The following is a 15,311-nucleotide window of genomic DNA, read 5'->3' as shown; positions in this document are numbered from 1 at the left end:
TCCACCGCCTCTATATGAGAACTTTGTCTTCAAGCAGTGGACCTTCAGCGTCGATATTTACCAACTGGACTTCGTAACACCCGGCAACTCACCGCGATGAGCCTTCTCACGAAGGCAGATGCGGCACAGACCGAACTTGCGATACACGGAGTGAGGACGACCACAAACCTGGCAACGCGTATAAGCGCGTACCTTGAACTTCGGCTTGGCGGCCGCCTTGTTTTTCAGAGCGGTTTTTGCCATTTCAGTTCTCCTTGAATGGGAAACCGAGGTGCTTAAGCAAAGACTTGGCCTCCACATCGTCCTTGGTGGTAGTCACCACGGTGATGTCCATACCACGCTGATGATCAATCGAGTCAGGATCAATCTCATGGAACATAGACTGTTCCGTAAGACCAAAGTTGTAATTACCCTGACCGTCAAACTGGTTGCCATTGATACCACGGAAATCGCGGATACGAGGCAAAGCCAGAGTGAGCAAACGATCCAAGAATTCCCACATACGATCGCCACGAAGAGTTACGTAAGCACCGATAGCCTGACCTTCGCGCAAATGGAACTGAGCGACAGACTTCTTTGCCTTAGTTACCTTTGGCTTCTGGCCGGCAATCAAAGTGAGATCCTTAATCGCACCTTCAATGAGCTTAGAATCACGAGCTGCAGCGCCGACACCCATAGAGACGACAACCTTCTGCACGCGAGCCACCTGCATAGGATTAGTGTGGCCGAATTCTTTCTCCAAGGCTGGTACGATTTCATCCTTGTATTGTTGCTTTAAGCGCGGAGTTGCCGGCAACTCAACTGTAGTATCGGTCATGCCAGCTCCTTTCCGGACTTCTTGGCGACACGCACGCGCACGGTCTTAACCTTGCCGTCACGAGCCTCTTGCTTAACAATCACGCCAACGCGTGTAGGCTGCTTGGTCTCTGGATCAATAACCATCACATTAGAGCGATGGATTGGAGCCTCAACCGAAACAATGCCCGCCTGCTGACCCTGCTGGGTGGCGCGAACGTGCTTCTTAACGATCTGAACGCCTTCTACAATCAAACGGTCATCGGCTAGTACACGAACTACTTTGCCTTCCTTACCGCGATCCTTGCCGCGAATGACCTTCACCTGGTCGCCGGACTTAATCTTGGCTACCATATCAGATCACCTCCGGAGCAAGGGACACAATCTTCATGAAGCGCTGATCACGCAATTCACGACCGACTGGTCCGAAGATACGAGTGCCTTTTGGTTCACGACCGGAGCCGAGAATTACGGCGGCGTTCTCATCGAACTTAATATAGGAACCATCGACACGGCGATGTTCCTTGACAGTACGGACGACGACAGCCTTAACTACGTCGCCTTTCTTGACCGACCCGCCAGGGATCGCGTCCTTGACGGAGGCGACGATGATGTCGCCGATGCCGGCATAGCGTCGCTTCGATCCACCGAGCACGCGGATGGCAAGTAACTCCTTAGCACCCGTGTTGTCGGCGACATGAAGCCGCGTTTCCTGCTGAATCATTGATTCTCCTTAGCCGAGCTGGTTCTCCCCACTCACCTGTGTCTACACATTAGCAGACACAGGTGAAGCGCGGAGCCTTGCCGAACTTGTTTACTTGGCGCGCTCGATAATCGAGTCGAGACGCCAACGCTTGGTCTTGCTCAGTGGCCGAGTTTCCATAATACTCACGAGGTCGCCAATATGTGCCTCATTGTGTTCATCATGGGCTTTGACCTTGCGGGTGGAGCGAACGACTTTACCGTAAAGCGGGTGTGTCGAACGCTGCTCCAGCTCAACGGCGATTGTCTTGTCCATGGCCTCGGACACGACGTAGCCGCGACGAACCTTGCGGAAGTTGCGCTCTTGGTTCTCAGCCATGCTTACTTCTCCTTGACCTCAGTGGCGCCAGGCTCTTGGCTGATGCCGAGTTCACGCTCACGCAGGATAGTATACATCCTGGCAATGTCGTGCTTGACCGCCTTGAGGCGAGCGCTGTTTTCGAGTTGACCAGTTGCTGCCTGGAAGCGCAAGTTAAATAGCTCTTCCTTAGACTTCTTCAAGAAGCCTTCGATCTCAGCATTTGTCTTCTCGTTCAAATTCTTGATGGTGTAGTCTGCAGTTCCGACTGGCATCAGATGTCACCGCCTTCACGCGCAATAACACGGCATTTCATTGGGAGCTTATCGATAGCACGGCGCAAAGCCTCGCGAGCGATGTCCTCAGAAACACCACCGATCTCGAACATTACGCGTCCTGGGTGGATGTTGGCAATCCAGAATTCTGGAGCACCCTTACCGGAACCCATTCGCGCACCAAGCGGGTGCTTGGTTAATGGACGATCTGGGAAGATCGTAATCCACACACGACCGCCACGCTTAATGTAGCGAGTCATTGCGATACGAGCTGCCTCGATCTGTCGGTTAGTGATGTAAGCCGGAGCCAGCGCCTGAATACCAAAATCGCCGAAAGCGATCTCGGTGCCACCCTTAGACATGCCGCTACGGGTAGGACGGTGCTGCTTACGATATTTAGTCCTCTTTGGGATAAGCATCTGCTCACTCCTTCGTTTCCGTTGCGGCAGGAGCTTCAGCAGCTGCAGCTTCAGCTGGCTTTTCAGCCTGTGCTTCAGCAGCCTTCTGCTGGTTAGCAGGACGTGCGCCACGACGTGGACGACGATCGCCACCACGACGACCTTCACGCTTACCCTGCTGAGCCTGCTGCTCTTCGAACTCACGCTCGGTCATATCACCCTTGTAGATCCAGACCTTTACGCCGATACGACCGTATGTGGTCTTAGCTTCAAAGAAGCCGTAATCAATCAAGGCACGAAGAGTCTGCAGTGGAACGCGACCCTCGCGATAGAACTCAGAGCGGCTCATTTCGGCGCCACCAAGGCGACCGGAGAGCTTGATACGGATACCCTTGGCACCTGCACGCATTGCATCTTGCTGTGCCTTACGCATAGCACGACGGAATGTAACACGGTTTGTCAACTGCTCCGCAATTCCCTGAGCAACCAACTGAGCGTCAAGTGCAGCGTTCTTCACTTCGAAGATGTTGAGCTGTACTTGCTTGCCTGTGAGCTTCTCGAGCTTTGCGCGAACGCGCTCAGCTTCAGCGCCACGACGACCGATGATAATACCCGGACGAGCAGTGTGAATATCTACACGAACGCGATCACGAGTGCGCTCGATAACGATACGAGATACGCCAGCACGCTCGAGGTCATGGCTCATTTCCTTGCGAATCTTGTCATCCTCAAGGACGAAGTCACGATAACGCTCGCCAGCTTTGTTGGAGTCAGAGAACCACTTAGAGCGATGATTCTCGGTGATGCCCAGGCGATAGCCGAAAGGATTGATCTTCTGACCCATCTTTAGCGGGCTCCTTCCTTAAGCGAGACGATAACAGTGATATGGCTTGTGCGCTTGTTAATGCGCGCAGCGCGACCCTGTGCACGAGCACGGAAACGCTTAAGCGTTACACCCTCGTCCACATAGGTTTCCTTGATGACCAAGTCCTGCTCACGGAATGGTTCACCGGCTTTTTCAGCCTTAACGCGAGCGTTAGCAATCGCGCTTTCAAGAACCTTACGCACCGGCAATGATGCGTCCTGAGGAGCAAACTTCAAAATGGTAATAGCTTCGCTTGCACGCTTGCCTCGGATGAGGTCGACCATGCGGCGAGCCTTGCGCGGCGTCACGCGAACGTGACGAGCGATTGCTTTAGCTTCCATGTGTCCTAACTCTCCTTTAGCGGCGTGCCTTTTTGTCGTCCTTCACATGACCCTTAAAGGTCTTGGTCGGGGCGAACTCACCGAGCTTATGACCAACCATGGCTTCGGTAACGAATACCGGCACATGCTTGCGGCCATCATGTACGGCAAAGGTGTGTCCAATGAAATCAGGAGTGATCATCGAACGACGCGACCAAGTCTTAATGACATTGTGCGTACCCTTGTCGTTTTGCTCGTCGACTTTCTTCTGCAAGTGGGCGTCGACGAAAGGGCCCTTCTTGATGCTACGAGTCATCTATTCGACACTCCCTTACTTGCGGTTCTTACCATTCGGGCGACGACGAACAATCATCTTGTTCGAAGCCTTCTTTGGACGACGTGTACGAACCTCGCCCTTGCCCCATGGAGAAACTGGTGGCTTACCACCACGGGTGCGACCACCATGTGGATGGTCCACAGGGTTCATGGATTCGCCTCGGGTGATTGGTCTACGACCAAGCCAACGTGCACGACCTGCCTTACCAAGCTCGATATTGGCGTGATCGGAGTTACCTACTTCGCCAACAGTAGCGCGGCAACGAGCGTCCACGTTACGAATTTCGCCAGATGGCATACGCAACTGCGCATAAGCACCATCCTTAGCGACGAGCTGAACAGCAGCACCAGCGGAACGAGCAATCTTCGCACCACCAAGTGGACGAAGCTCAATTGCGTGAACCACGGTACCAGTTGGGATATTCTTCAGAGGCAGGTTGTTGCCTGGCTTAATATCAGCCTGAGCGCCGGTCTCAATAACATCACCCTGGGCAACGCCTTCAGGAGCGATAATGTAACGCTTCTCACCGTCTGCGTAATGCAACAAAGCGATGCGAGCGGAACGGTTAGGGTCATACTCAATATGAGCGACCTTTGCTGGCACGCCATCCTTGTCCCAACGCTTGAAGTCGATGAGACGATACTGACGCTTGTGACCACCGCCGCGATGGCGAGAAGTCATGCGGCCGTAAGAGTTACGACCACCAGTCTTGCTGAGTTTGCGTACCAGCGACTTTTCAGGCGTAGAACGCGTGATCTCGGCAAAATCCGAAACCGAAGCGTTGCGACGGCCTGCAGTCGTCGGCTTATAAACGCGGATAGCCATAATATAGTATTCCTTTACTTTTCTCGGCTAGCCTTCAGTTACCAAAGATGTCAATCGTTTGACCTTCAGCCACGGTGACAATAGCACGCTTCTGGTTCACACGACGGCCGAAACCGGTGCGAGAGCGCTTCAACTTGCCAGCGCGGTTCAAAGTGTTAACGTTTGTCACCTTGACCTTGAAGATTTCTTCGATAGCCTGCTTGATCTGAACCTTGTTAGCATCTGGAGCCACTACGAAAGTGTACTGACCACGATCAGAAGCTGCGTAACTTTTTTCAGAAACAACTGGCTTAAGAATTACGTCATGTGCTGGGTTATGGACTGCGACCATTTAAATCAGGCCTCCTTAACGACAGGCTCGGTCTTAGCAGCAACGAAGGCTTCGAAGCCTTCCTTGGAGAAGACGACGTACTGAGCTGTAACAACATCGTAAGTGTTGAGCTGATCAGCGAAGATCACGTGAACAGTTGGAATGTTGCGTACAGACATCCACTCATTGATGTTCTCACGAGAAAGAACAACAGTAGTGAATTGGTTATTGGTCACAGGAGTAAGTGCTGCAACAGCTGTCTTGGTGGATGGAACATCCTTAATACCAAAGTCAACTACAGCAATACGTCCAGCATTTGCACGATCCGAAAGAACGTAGCGAAGAGCAGCTGCCTTCATCTTCTTCGGGGTGCGCTGATCGTACTTACGAGGAACTGGACCGTGAACAACGCCACCATGCACCCACTGAGGAGCACGAATGGAACCCTGGCGAGCACGACCGGTGCCCTTCTGCTTCCATGGCTTCTTACCGCCGCCGGAAACATTAGCACGATTCTTCACAGCATGGGTGCCCTGACGAGCAGCAGCAAGCTGAGCGATTACGACCTGATGAACCAGTGGACCGTGAGCTAAAACGTCTTCGTTGGAGATGCCGAAAATTTCAGCAGGAGCTTCAACGGTTCCGTTTGCATTGCCCTTAGTATCAGTGACGTTCAGAGTTACGTTTGCCATAATTATCAGGCTCCCTTCACTGCCGAACGGACGAGAACGATTGCGCCCTTAGGACCTGGAACAGCGCCCTTAATAGCGAGAATGCCGTTCTCGACATCCGAAGAAACGATGGTGAGGTTAAGCGCGGTGGAAGTCACATGACCCATGCGACCAGCCATACGCTTGCCCTTCAAAATGCGGCTTGGAGTTGCGCAAGCGCCCACAGAACCTGGGCGACGTTCGTTCTTGTGCGAGCCGTGAGTACGACGATAGGACTTGAAGCCCCAACGCTTGATAGTGCCAGCAAAACCCTTACCCCTGGTAGTGCCAGTGACATCTACTTCAGAACCCTCAGCGAACAATTCAGCAGTCAATTCCTGACCTGGCTGATAATCTGCCGCGTTCTCGGTGCGCACCTCAGCGAGGTGACGACGAGGAGTTACACCAGCCTTTGCAAAATGACCAGCCAATGGCTTAGTCACCTTGGTAGGATCAATCTGGCCGTAACCGAGCTGTACTGCGCAATAACCGTCAGACTCTACAGTCTTTACAGCGGTAACTACGTTAGTAGCAACTTCAACCAGAGTTACGGGGACGAAGAAGCCGTTTTCATCCCAAACCTGCGACATACCCAGCTTGCGGCCGAGCAATGCAGTGCGATTCTTATTCTGCGACATTACTTTCTCCCCCTTCCTACAGCTTGATCTCGATGTTTACATCCGCAGGCAGGTCAATGTGCATCAAAGAATCCACAGCCTTTGGCGTTGGATCTACGATGTCAATGAGGCGCTTATGAGTGCGCATCTCGAAATGCTCGCGAGAATCCTTGTATTTATGAGGAGAACGGATAACAACAAACACGTTCTTCTCGGTCGGCAGAGGAACCGGACCCACTACTGTGGCGCCCGCGTTCGTCACCGTCTCGACGATTTTCTTCGCCGATTGGTCGATGACCTCATGGTCATAGGACTTAAGCCTGATGCGGATTTTCTGTCCCGCCATTGCCGTCCGCCCTTTCTAGCGATTCGTTTACTGTTTACCAACCTGAATTCAAGGGCACCGGCGAGAATAAACCCCTAGGGTAATTCCACATCAGTGCGCGGCATCAAAAACCTATTCATACAAAAAGATTTCGATTCAAAGTTTTTGCTTCCGCGCTCGCTTTTTTTAATTACAATATGCGAGCCTTAAAACAGGCAACTAAGTAATTAAACCATCAACCTTCGATTATTAAAAACCGGGCGTGTCGGCTATTTTCCAACAAAAAATGGCAGAAACTACAATTAGTTGAGCTTCTGCCATTATTTAACTAGATATGCAAATAATTACGCCGCTTCACGCTCCAAGCGCATGCGATGGCCTTCTTCTTGAGAAACACCATAATATGCAGCAATAGCAATATCCTTCATATCTTCAATTTGCGGAATGCGAGGATTTGCAGGCGCACACTGATCTTCATAAGCACGCATGCCAATATTGTCAAGTATCGACCAGTAGTACTCTTCGTCTACGCCACAAGCCTTGAACGAAGCGTCCATGCCAAGCTTTTCATTTCGATACTCTTCAACAGCACGAGCAAGATTTTCAACGCCTTCTTCAGGAGTTTTACCAGGATCTACACCAAGATTCTTAGCGATCTCCTGATACCTCTCAAGAGCAATATAGCGGTTGTACTTTGGCCAGCTAGTTGGCTCTTGCGGAATTTGACCGTTATAGCGAATAACGTAAGGCAGCAAAATTGCGTTCGTATGACCGTGTACAACGTGGCACAAAGCACCAATAGTATGAGCCATAGCGTGGCACATTCCTAAGAATGCAGAACCAAACGCCATTCCAGCCATAGTAGCTGCATTATGCATTTTTTCTTTTGCTTCAATCTTGCGCTGAGAATCTTCACAATTCACAGAATCGTTGAGATTTTCCCAAATAAGTTTCGAAGCGTGCAAAGCCATAGCATCCGTAAAATCATTTGCGTAAACAGAAACATAAGCTTCCATAGCATGAGTTAAAGCATCAAAACCAGAATCGCACGCCAATCGACGCGGCTGAGTACGAGCCAAAACAGGATCGACTATTGCGACCGTTGGAGTCAAAGCGTAATCCGTAATAGGATACTTGTATCCAGTCTTGTGATCTGTAATAACAGCGTAAGGCGTAACTTCAGAACCAGTTCCGGAAGAAGTTGGTATGCAAATAAGCTTAGCTTTGCTACCAAGAGGCGGAATCTTAAATGCGCGCTTACGAATATCGAAGAACTTTTCTCGCAAATCAGCGAAAGAAATCTCCGGATGCTCGTACATAAGCCACATAATCTTAGAAGCATCCATTGGAGAACCGCCACCAACAGCAATAATTGTGTCTGGCTGGAATTCGTCACGCATCATTGCTGCGCCACGCTCAACTGTTTCAACGCTTGGCTCAGGCTCAACATAATCAATAATACGGAAGCTAACGCGATTATCTCGAGCACGAAGCTGATCAACAATCTTATCGACTACGCCAAGCTGCTCCATAACTTTATCGCACACAATAACTGCGCGCTCAACGCCATACATATCCCTCAAATAACGAATAGCATTCGGCTCAAAATAAGTTTTAGCCGGAATCTTGAACCATTGCATATTATTATTCCTTCGTGCAATACGCTTAATATTAAGAAGATTTATAGCTTGTACGTTGCCAGAAACGGAATTTCCACCATAAGATCCGCATCCAAGAGTAAGCGAAGGAGCAATCGCGTTGTAAATGTCTCCAACGCCACCAAGAGATCCAGGAGAATTCCAAACAATTCTGCAAGCATGCATACGAACACCATATTCGCGCACAAGATCTTGATTATTTGTGTGAATTACAGCAGTGTGACCAGCTCCATGCACAAGCATCTGTTCACACATCTTGAAGCCTTGTTCCTTATTTTCTGCGCGAAGCATTGCGTGTACAGGAGCGAGCTTTTCCATAGTAAGCGGCTCCATTTCGCCAACTTCTTTGCACTCTGCAACCAAAATCACAGCATCTTCTGGAATTTCAAATCCAGCTTCGTGCGCAATATATTGCGGAGACTTACCAGGAACAACAGAATTAAGTTTTGGCGTATTTCCAGAATATGCAGTGCATCCAAACATATATTGTTCAAGTTTAGCTTTTTCGTCAGCGTTAACAAAATATGCTTTCCTGCGCTTCAATTCGCGAAGCAATGGCTCATATACATCCTTATGCGCAATAATTGCTTGCTCTGTTGCACAAATCATTCCGTAATCAAAATGCTTTGAAAGAATCAAATCGTTTGCAGCACGCACAATATCAACATCACTATCGACATATGCAGGAGCATTTCCAGCACCAACACCAAGAGCAGGTTTTCCTGAAGAATACGCCGCCTTAACCATTCCAGGACCGCCTGTTGCAAGAATAGTTGCGATCTTTGGATGTTTCATCAATGCACCAGTAGCTTCAATTGAAGGATGCTCAATCCACTGAATGCAATCTTTTGGCGCGCCTGCAGCCACAGCAGCATCGCGAACAATTCGAGCTGCTTCAGAAGAGCACTTTTGCGCGAAAGGATGGAATCCAAAAATAATTGGGCAACGAGTCTTAAGTGCAATAAGCGACTTAAAAATAGCTGTAGAAGTTGGGTTTGTAACTGGAGTGACGCCTGCAACAATACCAACCGGTTCAGCTATTTCGTCAATTCCGAGAACATCGTCCTCGCGAATAATACCAACTGTTTTTTGACCTGCTAGATAATGCGTAATATGTTCGCATGCAAAGATATTTTTTGTAGCTTTATCTTCTACTAAACCACGACCTGTTTCATCAACAGCCATCTTTGCAAGAACCAAATGTTTATTCAACGCTGCCACTGAAGCTTTAGCAACAATATGATCAATTTGCTGCTGATTAAGCTTCTCAAACTCATTCAAAGCGACAGTTGCTTTTTCAACAAGTTTATCAACTTCATTTTGAGCAGCTAACGCAATGTCATCAGCACTAGCAGTTTTGCCAGTTTCGGCTTGGTGTTGTGCCTCAACCATGAGTATCCTCCTCGATAGTTCCACCAGCGGTATCAATAGACTTATGAACAAACTAATTTAGTATTCACCGCTAAATATGTGATACAAGTCACAATTTAGTCTCTTTGCTGTACTTTCGCATCTTTGAAGCGAGTTGCGCTATTTATGAGCGAGCTTTATCCTCTATTGTTCGTTATTTGTTCTTTTTTGTAATGATTTATGTTCGATTAATAGATAAATTTTTCTAGAATGTCAATTTTGACAGATAATTACACACTATTTATAACATTTACTCAACAAATTTAATAAATAATAAAAAATACAAAAATGGCTCCCAGCAAAACCAGGAGCCATTTGTAAATATAAATTCGCGAAACTTAACGCTTCGAGAACTGAGGTGCACGACGTGCCTTGTGCAAACCAGCCTTCTTGCGTTCCACAACGCGAGCGTCACGAGTCAAGAAGCCAGCCTTCTTCAAAGCAACACGGTTTGCATCGCGATCGATAGCATTCAATGCACGAGCAACACCCAAACGAATAGCACCAGCTTGACCAGTGGTACCACCACCGTCAACGAGGACTACAACATCAAACTTGCCTTCAAGCTTGAGCAACACGATTGGTGAATTCACTTCGCGCTGCAACAAACGAGATGGGAAGTACTCCTCCAAAGTGCGACCATTGATAGTCCACTTGCCGGAGCCAGGAACCAAGCGCACGCGGGCAACAGCTTCCTTACGACGACCAGTGCCGTAGCCTGGCTCGATGGTGGAAGTACCAGTACCTGCACCAGCATTGGTTTCAGTGGTGTAGCTAGTCAGTTCTTCTTCGTTCTCAAGAACCGCGGAGTTGTTATTTTCTGCCATATCTATTCTCCTTGATCTCACTTAGCCTGCTGAGAGACCTGAGCGATCTCGAAGACCTGTGGCTTCTGCGAAGTGTGCGGATGCTCAGCTCCGGTGAACACACGAAGACGGTCAAGCTGCACCTTAGCAAGACGATTCTTTGGAAGCATACCCTTAACGGCAGCCATGATAATACGCTTTGGATTCCTTTCCAAAAGCTCTGCATAGCTATCACGACGAAGGCCGCCCGGACGACCAGAGTGGGAATACAGTTCCTTGCTCAACTTGTTGCCAGTCAAAGCAATCTTTTCAGCGTTAATAATAATAACGTGATTGCCAGAATCAGCATGAGGAGCAAACGTTGGCTTATTCTTACCACGCAGCAAGATTGCTACCTGAGAGGCCAAACGACCAAGTACCACGTCAGTGGCATCGATGATGTACCAGTCATGAGTTAAATCTGCTGGTTTCGGTGTGAAAGTCTTCACAATCGTACCTTTTCTCTATTGTGTTTCGAGCGTATATCTTCTTGGTTTATAGAAAATATTTTACTCATAATCCGTGGGCTCCCTGAAAGTCCTCGATGGCGAGTGGGAAAAGCGCTTTGAAGGACCCCTTAGGGAAACACAACAATCTGCAAGTATATCGCCAAGTGGCGACTACTTGCAAATGTATATTTTATATAAGGCTGAGACGAATACAAAACAAATTGCTAAACAAATTGTCAAACAAAATAAATCACAAAATGTTATGCATTCATAATCGCAGAAAGCGACTGCACTCGAGGCAAATCAAACATATTATCCAAGGACACAGGATTGCCTTCACCATCAGCTAATGGAATACGCCAATTCGGATACTCGTCATTCGTTCCAGGCTGATTTTGCACACGACACTCTCCAACTGCATCGACCAAAGAAGCAGCCAACAATTTGGAAGGAGCAGCCTTCAAAGCGCGGTACAATGCTTCAACAATCTCCTGAGTATGAGCATCCTCATCCTCAAGCAACTGAGCATCCAAATAACCACCTTTGACCAACATTCGCATCATAGCGTGATGCTCTGCCTCAGCTCCAGCGCGGAATTCTTCAACAGAACCAGTAAGCAAGTGCAAGCGCTCACGAATATTAACTTGCTCATAGCGCAAATAGCCGGCAGCAGGAGGCAAATCATGCGTATTTACAGATGCAAGCGTCATTTCGCGCCACTTGTCTGGAGTACGGAATTCGCCGTCACGCTCTTCGAACCATTCAACCGTGCAACCAAGCACAGCCTTCTTGCGCAACACTTCCAAAGCATTTGCGGGCAAAACACCCAAATCTTCGCCAACAACTACACCGTGAGCACGAGCGGCTTCAATTGCCAAAATGCCAAGCATAATATCAGCATCGTAGTAAACATAAGCACCGCCACTTGGAGCTGAACCTTCTGGAATCCACCATAAGCGGAAAAGTCCAAGAATATGGTCAATGCGAACAGCACCTGCTGAAGCAAACATTCCATGAACCATATCTCGGTATGTTTTAAAACCAGTCCGCTCAAGCTCAAATGGGTGCAAAGGTGGCTGAGACCAATCTTGACCTTGCTGATTGAAGTAATCAGGTGGAGCGCCAACAGTAGCTCCGTTGGCAAATCTCTCCGGATTCCACCAAACTTCAGATCCTGCAGGATGCACGCCAACAGCCATATCAGACATGATGCCGATTTTCATACCAGCTTTACGTGCAGCAACTTGAGCATCATGCAATTGCGTAAAAGCAACCCACTCAAGCCAACGATAAAACTCAAGAGTATCTGGGAAACGATTAGCTAATTCGCGAACTTGATCAGAATCCTTAGTAAGAGTTTTCTCCCAGCAATCGTCACCCTTTGGAGCACCCCACTTGTCGTAGCACAAGCACCAAGTGGCATAAGATTCAAGCCTGTCACCCATCTCATGCTTAAACTCATTAAAAATGCGAGCGCGATCTTCAGACATACCAGCCTTGAAAATCAGCCACAATGCACGCATTTTTACACGCCACATGGAATCACGGTCTATTATTTGCGCGTCATTGTTAAGCGGCTCAACCTGTCCATGAAGCTTTTCAATTTCTTTGCGAGTTTTATCGTTTAACGTTTCGTACTCAGGAATACTTTCTGGGCGAATATACGTTACGTTTACCATTCCTCGAGCAACCGGCAGGTATGGGGATGGAGTAAGCGGAGTTATAGGCTCACCTGCATGCATTGGGTTTATTAACACAAAGTCAGCGCCAGTTTTTTGCTTAGCTTCAGTAAGAAGAGTCGCCAAATCAGCAAAATCACCAACACCCCAAGACTTTGAAGAACGGATTGAGTAAAGTTGTGCCATCCATCCCCAAAGCTGTTCTCCATTGGGCTCTAAGGAATTCAGCGTATCAATGCTTTCTGGAGCACTAATAAGTGTTGCTTCTTCTTGTCTCTCACCAACTGTCACACGCAATGTGTGATAACCCATTGGCACATCTTCAGGAATTTTTATAAGAGATGTTGCAACAAATTTTCCATTTACAGGGTATGCAACATCATTTTCGTTAGGAACAATAGTTAAATCGCCTTTATATTGTTCACCATTTTCCAATGTCAATGTTGCAACTGGGTATTCTAATATTCCCGTATTAACTGTAACTTCATCACATTTGCCAACAGTGTGCAAAACTGTTGGAGCAACAATACGACCGTGTCGATACGCTAAAACGTCGTTTGTAGATCTTTCTATTGTCTCATTTGTGGAAGCGTCTACGCCTAATGCGCTTAAGACAGAAACTAATACGTTATCTTGAATCTCGTGTTTTTGATTATCCGAACCAATAAAACTCACGCCAACGCCCATTAATTCAGCAAGACGGTGTAATGGCTTCATTGCTACTTCTTCATCTGTTGTATTATCCATACGCTCCATTATTCGCGTTAGCAACGACTGCGCGCCGCTGATGATACATCTTCAGATTTATCGTTGCATAGTTCTTGCAGCACATTTTGTGGAACACCAGGATTTAGCGCAACAGCTCTTCGTACCATGGAAGCTAATACAATTGGAGCGTTTTCTTCTGCACTAACACCAAGAGAGGCGAGATATTTCAATGTTTCAGCACTTATGCCATCCGATTGCGCACCCTCTAAACGCATTTTCCAAGAAGCTTTTGGATTGCATAATGCAGCATTTCGAACTGCGTTACATGAATCTTTAGTAAGTCTTCCAACTAACCAATTTTTAGCATTTTTATTTTCAGCAACAGCCAAACGTACTTTATCAGCAGAATCTTCAGAAAGTTTCACTAATATGTTTGGGAAAGGCATTTCTGTAGCTAAATAAATACGGTCTTCTTCTGGAGTATTGATATTACCTGCAACTGCTTCAAGCAAGGAGGTGGCTCTAGAAAATGCCGCTTGGTCTGATCGATCCGGTAATTCTCTCCTAGCAAATTCATGAAGCTCAGCTGAATCTTCGCTATGTCGTAAATGCTCATATACAGCAGTTAAAGGTTCATAAGATGAATCATCAATAGTGTTTGTTTTTTCATTAGTCTTTTCCATGAAATCACCTTTAACGCTTAGTATCTATCAGCTTATTACTTAGAGTACCATCTGCTTTCGGCACAACGCTTCCAGAAAAAGTATTCTGAACCATATCAAGAAATTCTTGTGATTTTAAAGTTGGAATAGCAATATTAAGAGAAATTTCAGCACCATAAATTTCGTTGTCAATTATGCCTTCCATTTGGCTTACAATATGCTGCAACATTCGCAATTGTTGATATTGCAACTTGCAAGTAAAACGAGTGCACGTAATAATATCAACTATTTGCGCAGATTCTACTGCCATACTTGCTGCACGCGCATAAGCTCTGGTTAGACCACCAGCTCCAAGCAAAATACCACCAAAATATCGCGTTACTGTTACTACACAATCTGTTAAATTTGACGATCTGAGTACATCTAATATTGGTTTTCCTGCTGTTCCAGTTGGCTCACCATCGTCACTCATGCGCTCATGCAATTGAGCTTTCGACGAGCCACAAATTGCAGCATAAGCAACATGACGAGCTTTAGGATTCTTAAAACGCACTGATTGCATAAATTCCACAGCATCGTCAAGATTATCAATATGACAAATACATCCAATAAACTCTGATTTTTTCTCTACGAAAGAAGCCTCGAAAGGCTGCGATTGCAATTGACGAACAGTGTGCAGAATATTATGCGAATTAGTCACTAGATACTACCCAATACTACGCTTTTTCGTAACGCAATAACCTGTCAATGATACCAGAAATATCTTCCATTGCTGCATCGGCACCTTCTTCGGTACCAATTTTTACAGATTCATGTATTTCTTTATTGACATGTTCCCTTGCCACTATCACTGCTAAAGAATGTAAAGCAGCAGTTGCAGCGGAAAGCTGCATAAGAACATCTTGACACTTCGCATCGTTTTCAATCATAGTATTGACTGCTGCAAGCTGACCTTGTACTCGATGCATGCGTACTATCAGTTTTTCTTTATCAATATCATAATTTTTCATCGTTACTCCGATTTATCAATTACACAACCACATAAAGGTTATAACATCATATA

The 15,311-nt window shown here is 47.2% G+C and carries 22 protein-coding genes; all 22 read right to left on the bottom strand.

Translation table 11 applies throughout. The annotated features are described in order from the left end of the window. Positions 1 to 57 precede the first annotated feature (57 nt). Complete coding sequence (locus HXT37_RS01530; RefSeq protein WP_003808046.1) at positions 58 to 243, bottom strand: type Z 30S ribosomal protein S14; 186 nt, start codon at positions 241 to 243, stop codon at positions 58 to 60. A gap of 1 nt (position 244) precedes the next feature. Further along, positions 245 to 817 carry a 50S ribosomal protein L5 gene (gene rplE, locus HXT37_RS01525; protein ID WP_004109679.1) on the bottom strand — a complete coding sequence of 191 codons (573 nt, stop codon included), beginning with the start codon at positions 815 to 817 and terminating at the stop codon, positions 245 to 247. Beyond that, complete coding sequence (rplX, locus tag HXT37_RS01520) at positions 814 to 1,149, bottom strand: 50S ribosomal protein L24 (protein WP_012913827.1); 336 nt, start codon at positions 1,147 to 1,149, stop codon at positions 814 to 816. Before rplX ends, rplE begins: the two co-directional genes overlap by 4 nt. Position 1,150: 1 nt before the next feature. Further along, the gene (rplN, locus tag HXT37_RS01515) at positions 1,151 to 1,519 is read right to left on the bottom strand and encodes a 50S ribosomal protein L14 (RefSeq protein ID WP_004574089.1); all 369 of its coding nucleotides are present in this window, start codon (positions 1,517 to 1,519) and stop codon (positions 1,151 to 1,153) included. Between the two features lie 90 nt (positions 1,520 to 1,609). After that, a complete protein-coding gene (gene rpsQ, locus HXT37_RS01510) occupies positions 1,610 to 1,876 on the bottom strand; it encodes a 30S ribosomal protein S17 (protein WP_004114365.1) in 267 nt (88 codons plus the stop codon). A 2-nt stretch (positions 1,877 to 1,878) separates the two neighbouring features. After that, a complete protein-coding gene (gene rpmC / locus HXT37_RS01505; protein WP_004105502.1) occupies positions 1,879 to 2,130 on the bottom strand; it encodes a 50S ribosomal protein L29 in 252 nt (83 codons plus the stop codon). Further along, a complete protein-coding gene (rplP, locus tag HXT37_RS01500; RefSeq protein ID WP_004109684.1) occupies positions 2,130 to 2,549 on the bottom strand; it encodes a 50S ribosomal protein L16 in 420 nt (139 codons plus the stop codon). The genes rpmC and rplP overlap by 1 nt, the downstream gene beginning before the upstream one ends. A gap of 4 nt (positions 2,550 to 2,553) precedes the next feature. Beyond that, positions 2,554 to 3,372 (bottom strand): 30S ribosomal protein S3, encoded by an 819-nt coding sequence (gene rpsC / locus HXT37_RS01495; protein WP_004574090.1) that lies wholly within the window; start codon positions 3,370 to 3,372, stop codon positions 2,554 to 2,556. Between the two features lie 2 nt (positions 3,373 to 3,374). Next, on the bottom strand, positions 3,375 to 3,734 hold the full coding sequence (gene rplV, locus HXT37_RS01490) for a 50S ribosomal protein L22 (protein WP_004105510.1): 360 nt from the start codon (positions 3,732 to 3,734) through the stop codon (positions 3,375 to 3,377). Positions 3,735 to 3,750: 16 nt separating this feature from the next. Continuing rightward, a complete protein-coding gene (gene rpsS, locus HXT37_RS01485; protein ID WP_004114357.1) occupies positions 3,751 to 4,029 on the bottom strand; it encodes a 30S ribosomal protein S19 in 279 nt (92 codons plus the stop codon). A 15-nt stretch (positions 4,030 to 4,044) separates the two neighbouring features. Continuing rightward, entirely contained in the window at positions 4,045 to 4,875 is an 831-nt protein-coding gene (rplB, locus tag HXT37_RS01480; protein WP_004574091.1) for a 50S ribosomal protein L2, read from the bottom strand. 34 nt (positions 4,876 to 4,909) lie between these two features. Next, complete coding sequence (gene rplW / locus HXT37_RS01475) at positions 4,910 to 5,206, bottom strand: 50S ribosomal protein L23 (RefSeq protein ID WP_004105515.1); 297 nt, start codon at positions 5,204 to 5,206, stop codon at positions 4,910 to 4,912. Positions 5,207 to 5,211: 5 nt separating this feature from the next. Then, positions 5,212 to 5,877 (bottom strand): 50S ribosomal protein L4, encoded by a 666-nt coding sequence (rplD, locus tag HXT37_RS01470; RefSeq protein WP_012913826.1) that lies wholly within the window; start codon positions 5,875 to 5,877, stop codon positions 5,212 to 5,214. 5 nt (positions 5,878 to 5,882) lie between these two features. Next, positions 5,883 to 6,533 carry a 50S ribosomal protein L3 gene (gene rplC, locus HXT37_RS01465; protein WP_102703345.1) on the bottom strand — a complete coding sequence of 217 codons (651 nt, stop codon included), beginning with the start codon at positions 6,531 to 6,533 and terminating at the stop codon, positions 5,883 to 5,885. A 16-nt stretch (positions 6,534 to 6,549) separates the two neighbouring features. Beyond that, the gene (gene rpsJ, locus HXT37_RS01460; RefSeq protein WP_003808013.1) at positions 6,550 to 6,858 is read right to left on the bottom strand and encodes a 30S ribosomal protein S10; all 309 of its coding nucleotides are present in this window, start codon (positions 6,856 to 6,858) and stop codon (positions 6,550 to 6,552) included. A 323-nt stretch (positions 6,859 to 7,181) separates the two neighbouring features. Continuing rightward, entirely contained in the window at positions 7,182 to 9,887 is a 2,706-nt protein-coding gene (gene adhE, locus HXT37_RS01455; RefSeq protein WP_116773821.1) for a bifunctional acetaldehyde-CoA/alcohol dehydrogenase, read from the bottom strand. A gap of 356 nt (positions 9,888 to 10,243) precedes the next feature. After that, a complete protein-coding gene (gene rpsI, locus HXT37_RS01450; RefSeq protein ID WP_116773822.1) occupies positions 10,244 to 10,732 on the bottom strand; it encodes a 30S ribosomal protein S9 in 489 nt (162 codons plus the stop codon). Positions 10,733 to 10,749: 17 nt separating this feature from the next. Then, positions 10,750 to 11,199 carry a 50S ribosomal protein L13 gene (gene rplM, locus HXT37_RS01445; protein ID WP_012913824.1) on the bottom strand — a complete coding sequence of 150 codons (450 nt, stop codon included), beginning with the start codon at positions 11,197 to 11,199 and terminating at the stop codon, positions 10,750 to 10,752. Between the two features lie 260 nt (positions 11,200 to 11,459). Beyond that, on the bottom strand, positions 11,460 to 13,634 hold the full coding sequence (gene malQ / locus HXT37_RS01440) for a 4-alpha-glucanotransferase (RefSeq protein WP_116773823.1): 2,175 nt from the start codon (positions 13,632 to 13,634) through the stop codon (positions 11,460 to 11,462). 8 nt (positions 13,635 to 13,642) lie between these two features. After that, positions 13,643 to 14,269 (bottom strand): hypothetical protein, encoded by a 627-nt coding sequence (locus HXT37_RS01435; RefSeq protein ID WP_004109701.1) that lies wholly within the window; start codon positions 14,267 to 14,269, stop codon positions 13,643 to 13,645. Between the two features lie 10 nt (positions 14,270 to 14,279). Next, a complete protein-coding gene (locus tag HXT37_RS01430) occupies positions 14,280 to 14,948 on the bottom strand; it encodes a YigZ family protein (protein ID WP_116773824.1) in 669 nt (222 codons plus the stop codon). A 16-nt stretch (positions 14,949 to 14,964) separates the two neighbouring features. Beyond that, a complete protein-coding gene (locus tag HXT37_RS01425) occupies positions 14,965 to 15,258 on the bottom strand; it encodes a metal-sensitive transcriptional regulator (RefSeq protein WP_004109707.1) in 294 nt (97 codons plus the stop codon). Between the last annotated feature and the right edge of the window lie 53 nt (positions 15,259 to 15,311).

Origin of the sequence: Gardnerella sp. DNF01151 (assembly GCF_049244235.1) — a bacterium.
In the GTDB taxonomy this organism is placed as follows: Bacteria; Actinomycetota; Actinomycetes; order Actinomycetales; family Bifidobacteriaceae; genus Bifidobacterium; species Bifidobacterium swidsinskii.
This window is presented reverse-complemented; position numbering and strand designations above follow the sequence as displayed.

What these genes read in the sequence shown, in the direction of transcription:
- rplB (WP_004574091.1), bottom strand. Translation starts at nt 4,875, where the DNA reads ATGGCTATCCGCGTTTATAAGCCGACGACTGCAGGCCGTCGCAACGCT.
- rpsQ (WP_004114365.1), bottom strand. Translation starts at nt 1,876, where the DNA reads ATGGCTGAGAACCAAGAGCGCAACTTCCGCAAGGTTCGTCGCGGCTAC.
- rplP (WP_004109684.1), bottom strand. Translation starts at nt 2,549, where the DNA reads ATGCTTATCCCAAAGAGGACTAAATATCGTAAGCAGCACCGTCCTACC.
- rplW (WP_004105515.1), bottom strand. Translation starts at nt 5,206, where the DNA reads ATGGTCGCAGTCCATAACCCAGCACATGACGTAATTCTTAAGCCAGTT.
- rplN (WP_004574089.1), bottom strand. Translation starts at nt 1,519, where the DNA reads ATGATTCAGCAGGAAACGCGGCTTCATGTCGCCGACAACACGGGTGCT.
- rplC (WP_102703345.1), bottom strand. Translation starts at nt 6,533, where the DNA reads ATGTCGCAGAATAAGAATCGCACTGCATTGCTCGGCCGCAAGCTGGGT.
- rplV (WP_004105510.1), bottom strand. Translation starts at nt 3,734, where the DNA reads ATGGAAGCTAAAGCAATCGCTCGTCACGTTCGCGTGACGCCGCGCAAG.
- rplX (WP_012913827.1), bottom strand. Translation starts at nt 1,149, where the DNA reads ATGGTAGCCAAGATTAAGTCCGGCGACCAGGTGAAGGTCATTCGCGGC.
- rplD (WP_012913826.1), bottom strand. Translation starts at nt 5,877, where the DNA reads ATGGCAAACGTAACTCTGAACGTCACTGATACTAAGGGCAATGCAAAC.
- rpsJ (WP_003808013.1), bottom strand. Translation starts at nt 6,858, where the DNA reads ATGGCGGGACAGAAAATCCGCATCAGGCTTAAGTCCTATGACCATGAG.
- rpmC (WP_004105502.1), bottom strand. Translation starts at nt 2,130, where the DNA reads ATGCCAGTCGGAACTGCAGACTACACCATCAAGAATTTGAACGAGAAG.
- HXT37_RS01425 (WP_004109707.1), bottom strand. Translation starts at nt 15,258, where the DNA reads ATGAAAAATTATGATATTGATAAAGAAAAACTGATAGTACGCATGCAT.
- malQ (WP_116773823.1), bottom strand. Translation starts at nt 13,634, where the DNA reads ATGGAGCGTATGGATAATACAACAGATGAAGAAGTAGCAATGAAGCCA.
- HXT37_RS01435 (WP_004109701.1), bottom strand. Translation starts at nt 14,269, where the DNA reads ATGGAAAAGACTAATGAAAAAACAAACACTATTGATGATTCATCTTAT.
- rpsI (WP_116773822.1), bottom strand. Translation starts at nt 10,732, where the DNA reads ATGGCAGAAAATAACAACTCCGCGGTTCTTGAGAACGAAGAAGAACTG.
- rplE (WP_004109679.1), bottom strand. Translation starts at nt 817, where the DNA reads ATGACCGATACTACAGTTGAGTTGCCGGCAACTCCGCGCTTAAAGCAA.
- rpsS (WP_004114357.1), bottom strand. Translation starts at nt 4,029, where the DNA reads ATGACTCGTAGCATCAAGAAGGGCCCTTTCGTCGACGCCCACTTGCAG.
- adhE (WP_116773821.1), bottom strand. Translation starts at nt 9,887, where the DNA reads ATGGTTGAGGCACAACACCAAGCCGAAACTGGCAAAACTGCTAGTGCT.
- HXT37_RS01530 (WP_003808046.1), bottom strand. Translation starts at nt 243, where the DNA reads ATGGCAAAAACCGCTCTGAAAAACAAGGCGGCCGCCAAGCCGAAGTTC.
- rpsC (WP_004574090.1), bottom strand. Translation starts at nt 3,372, where the DNA reads ATGGGTCAGAAGATCAATCCTTTCGGCTATCGCCTGGGCATCACCGAG.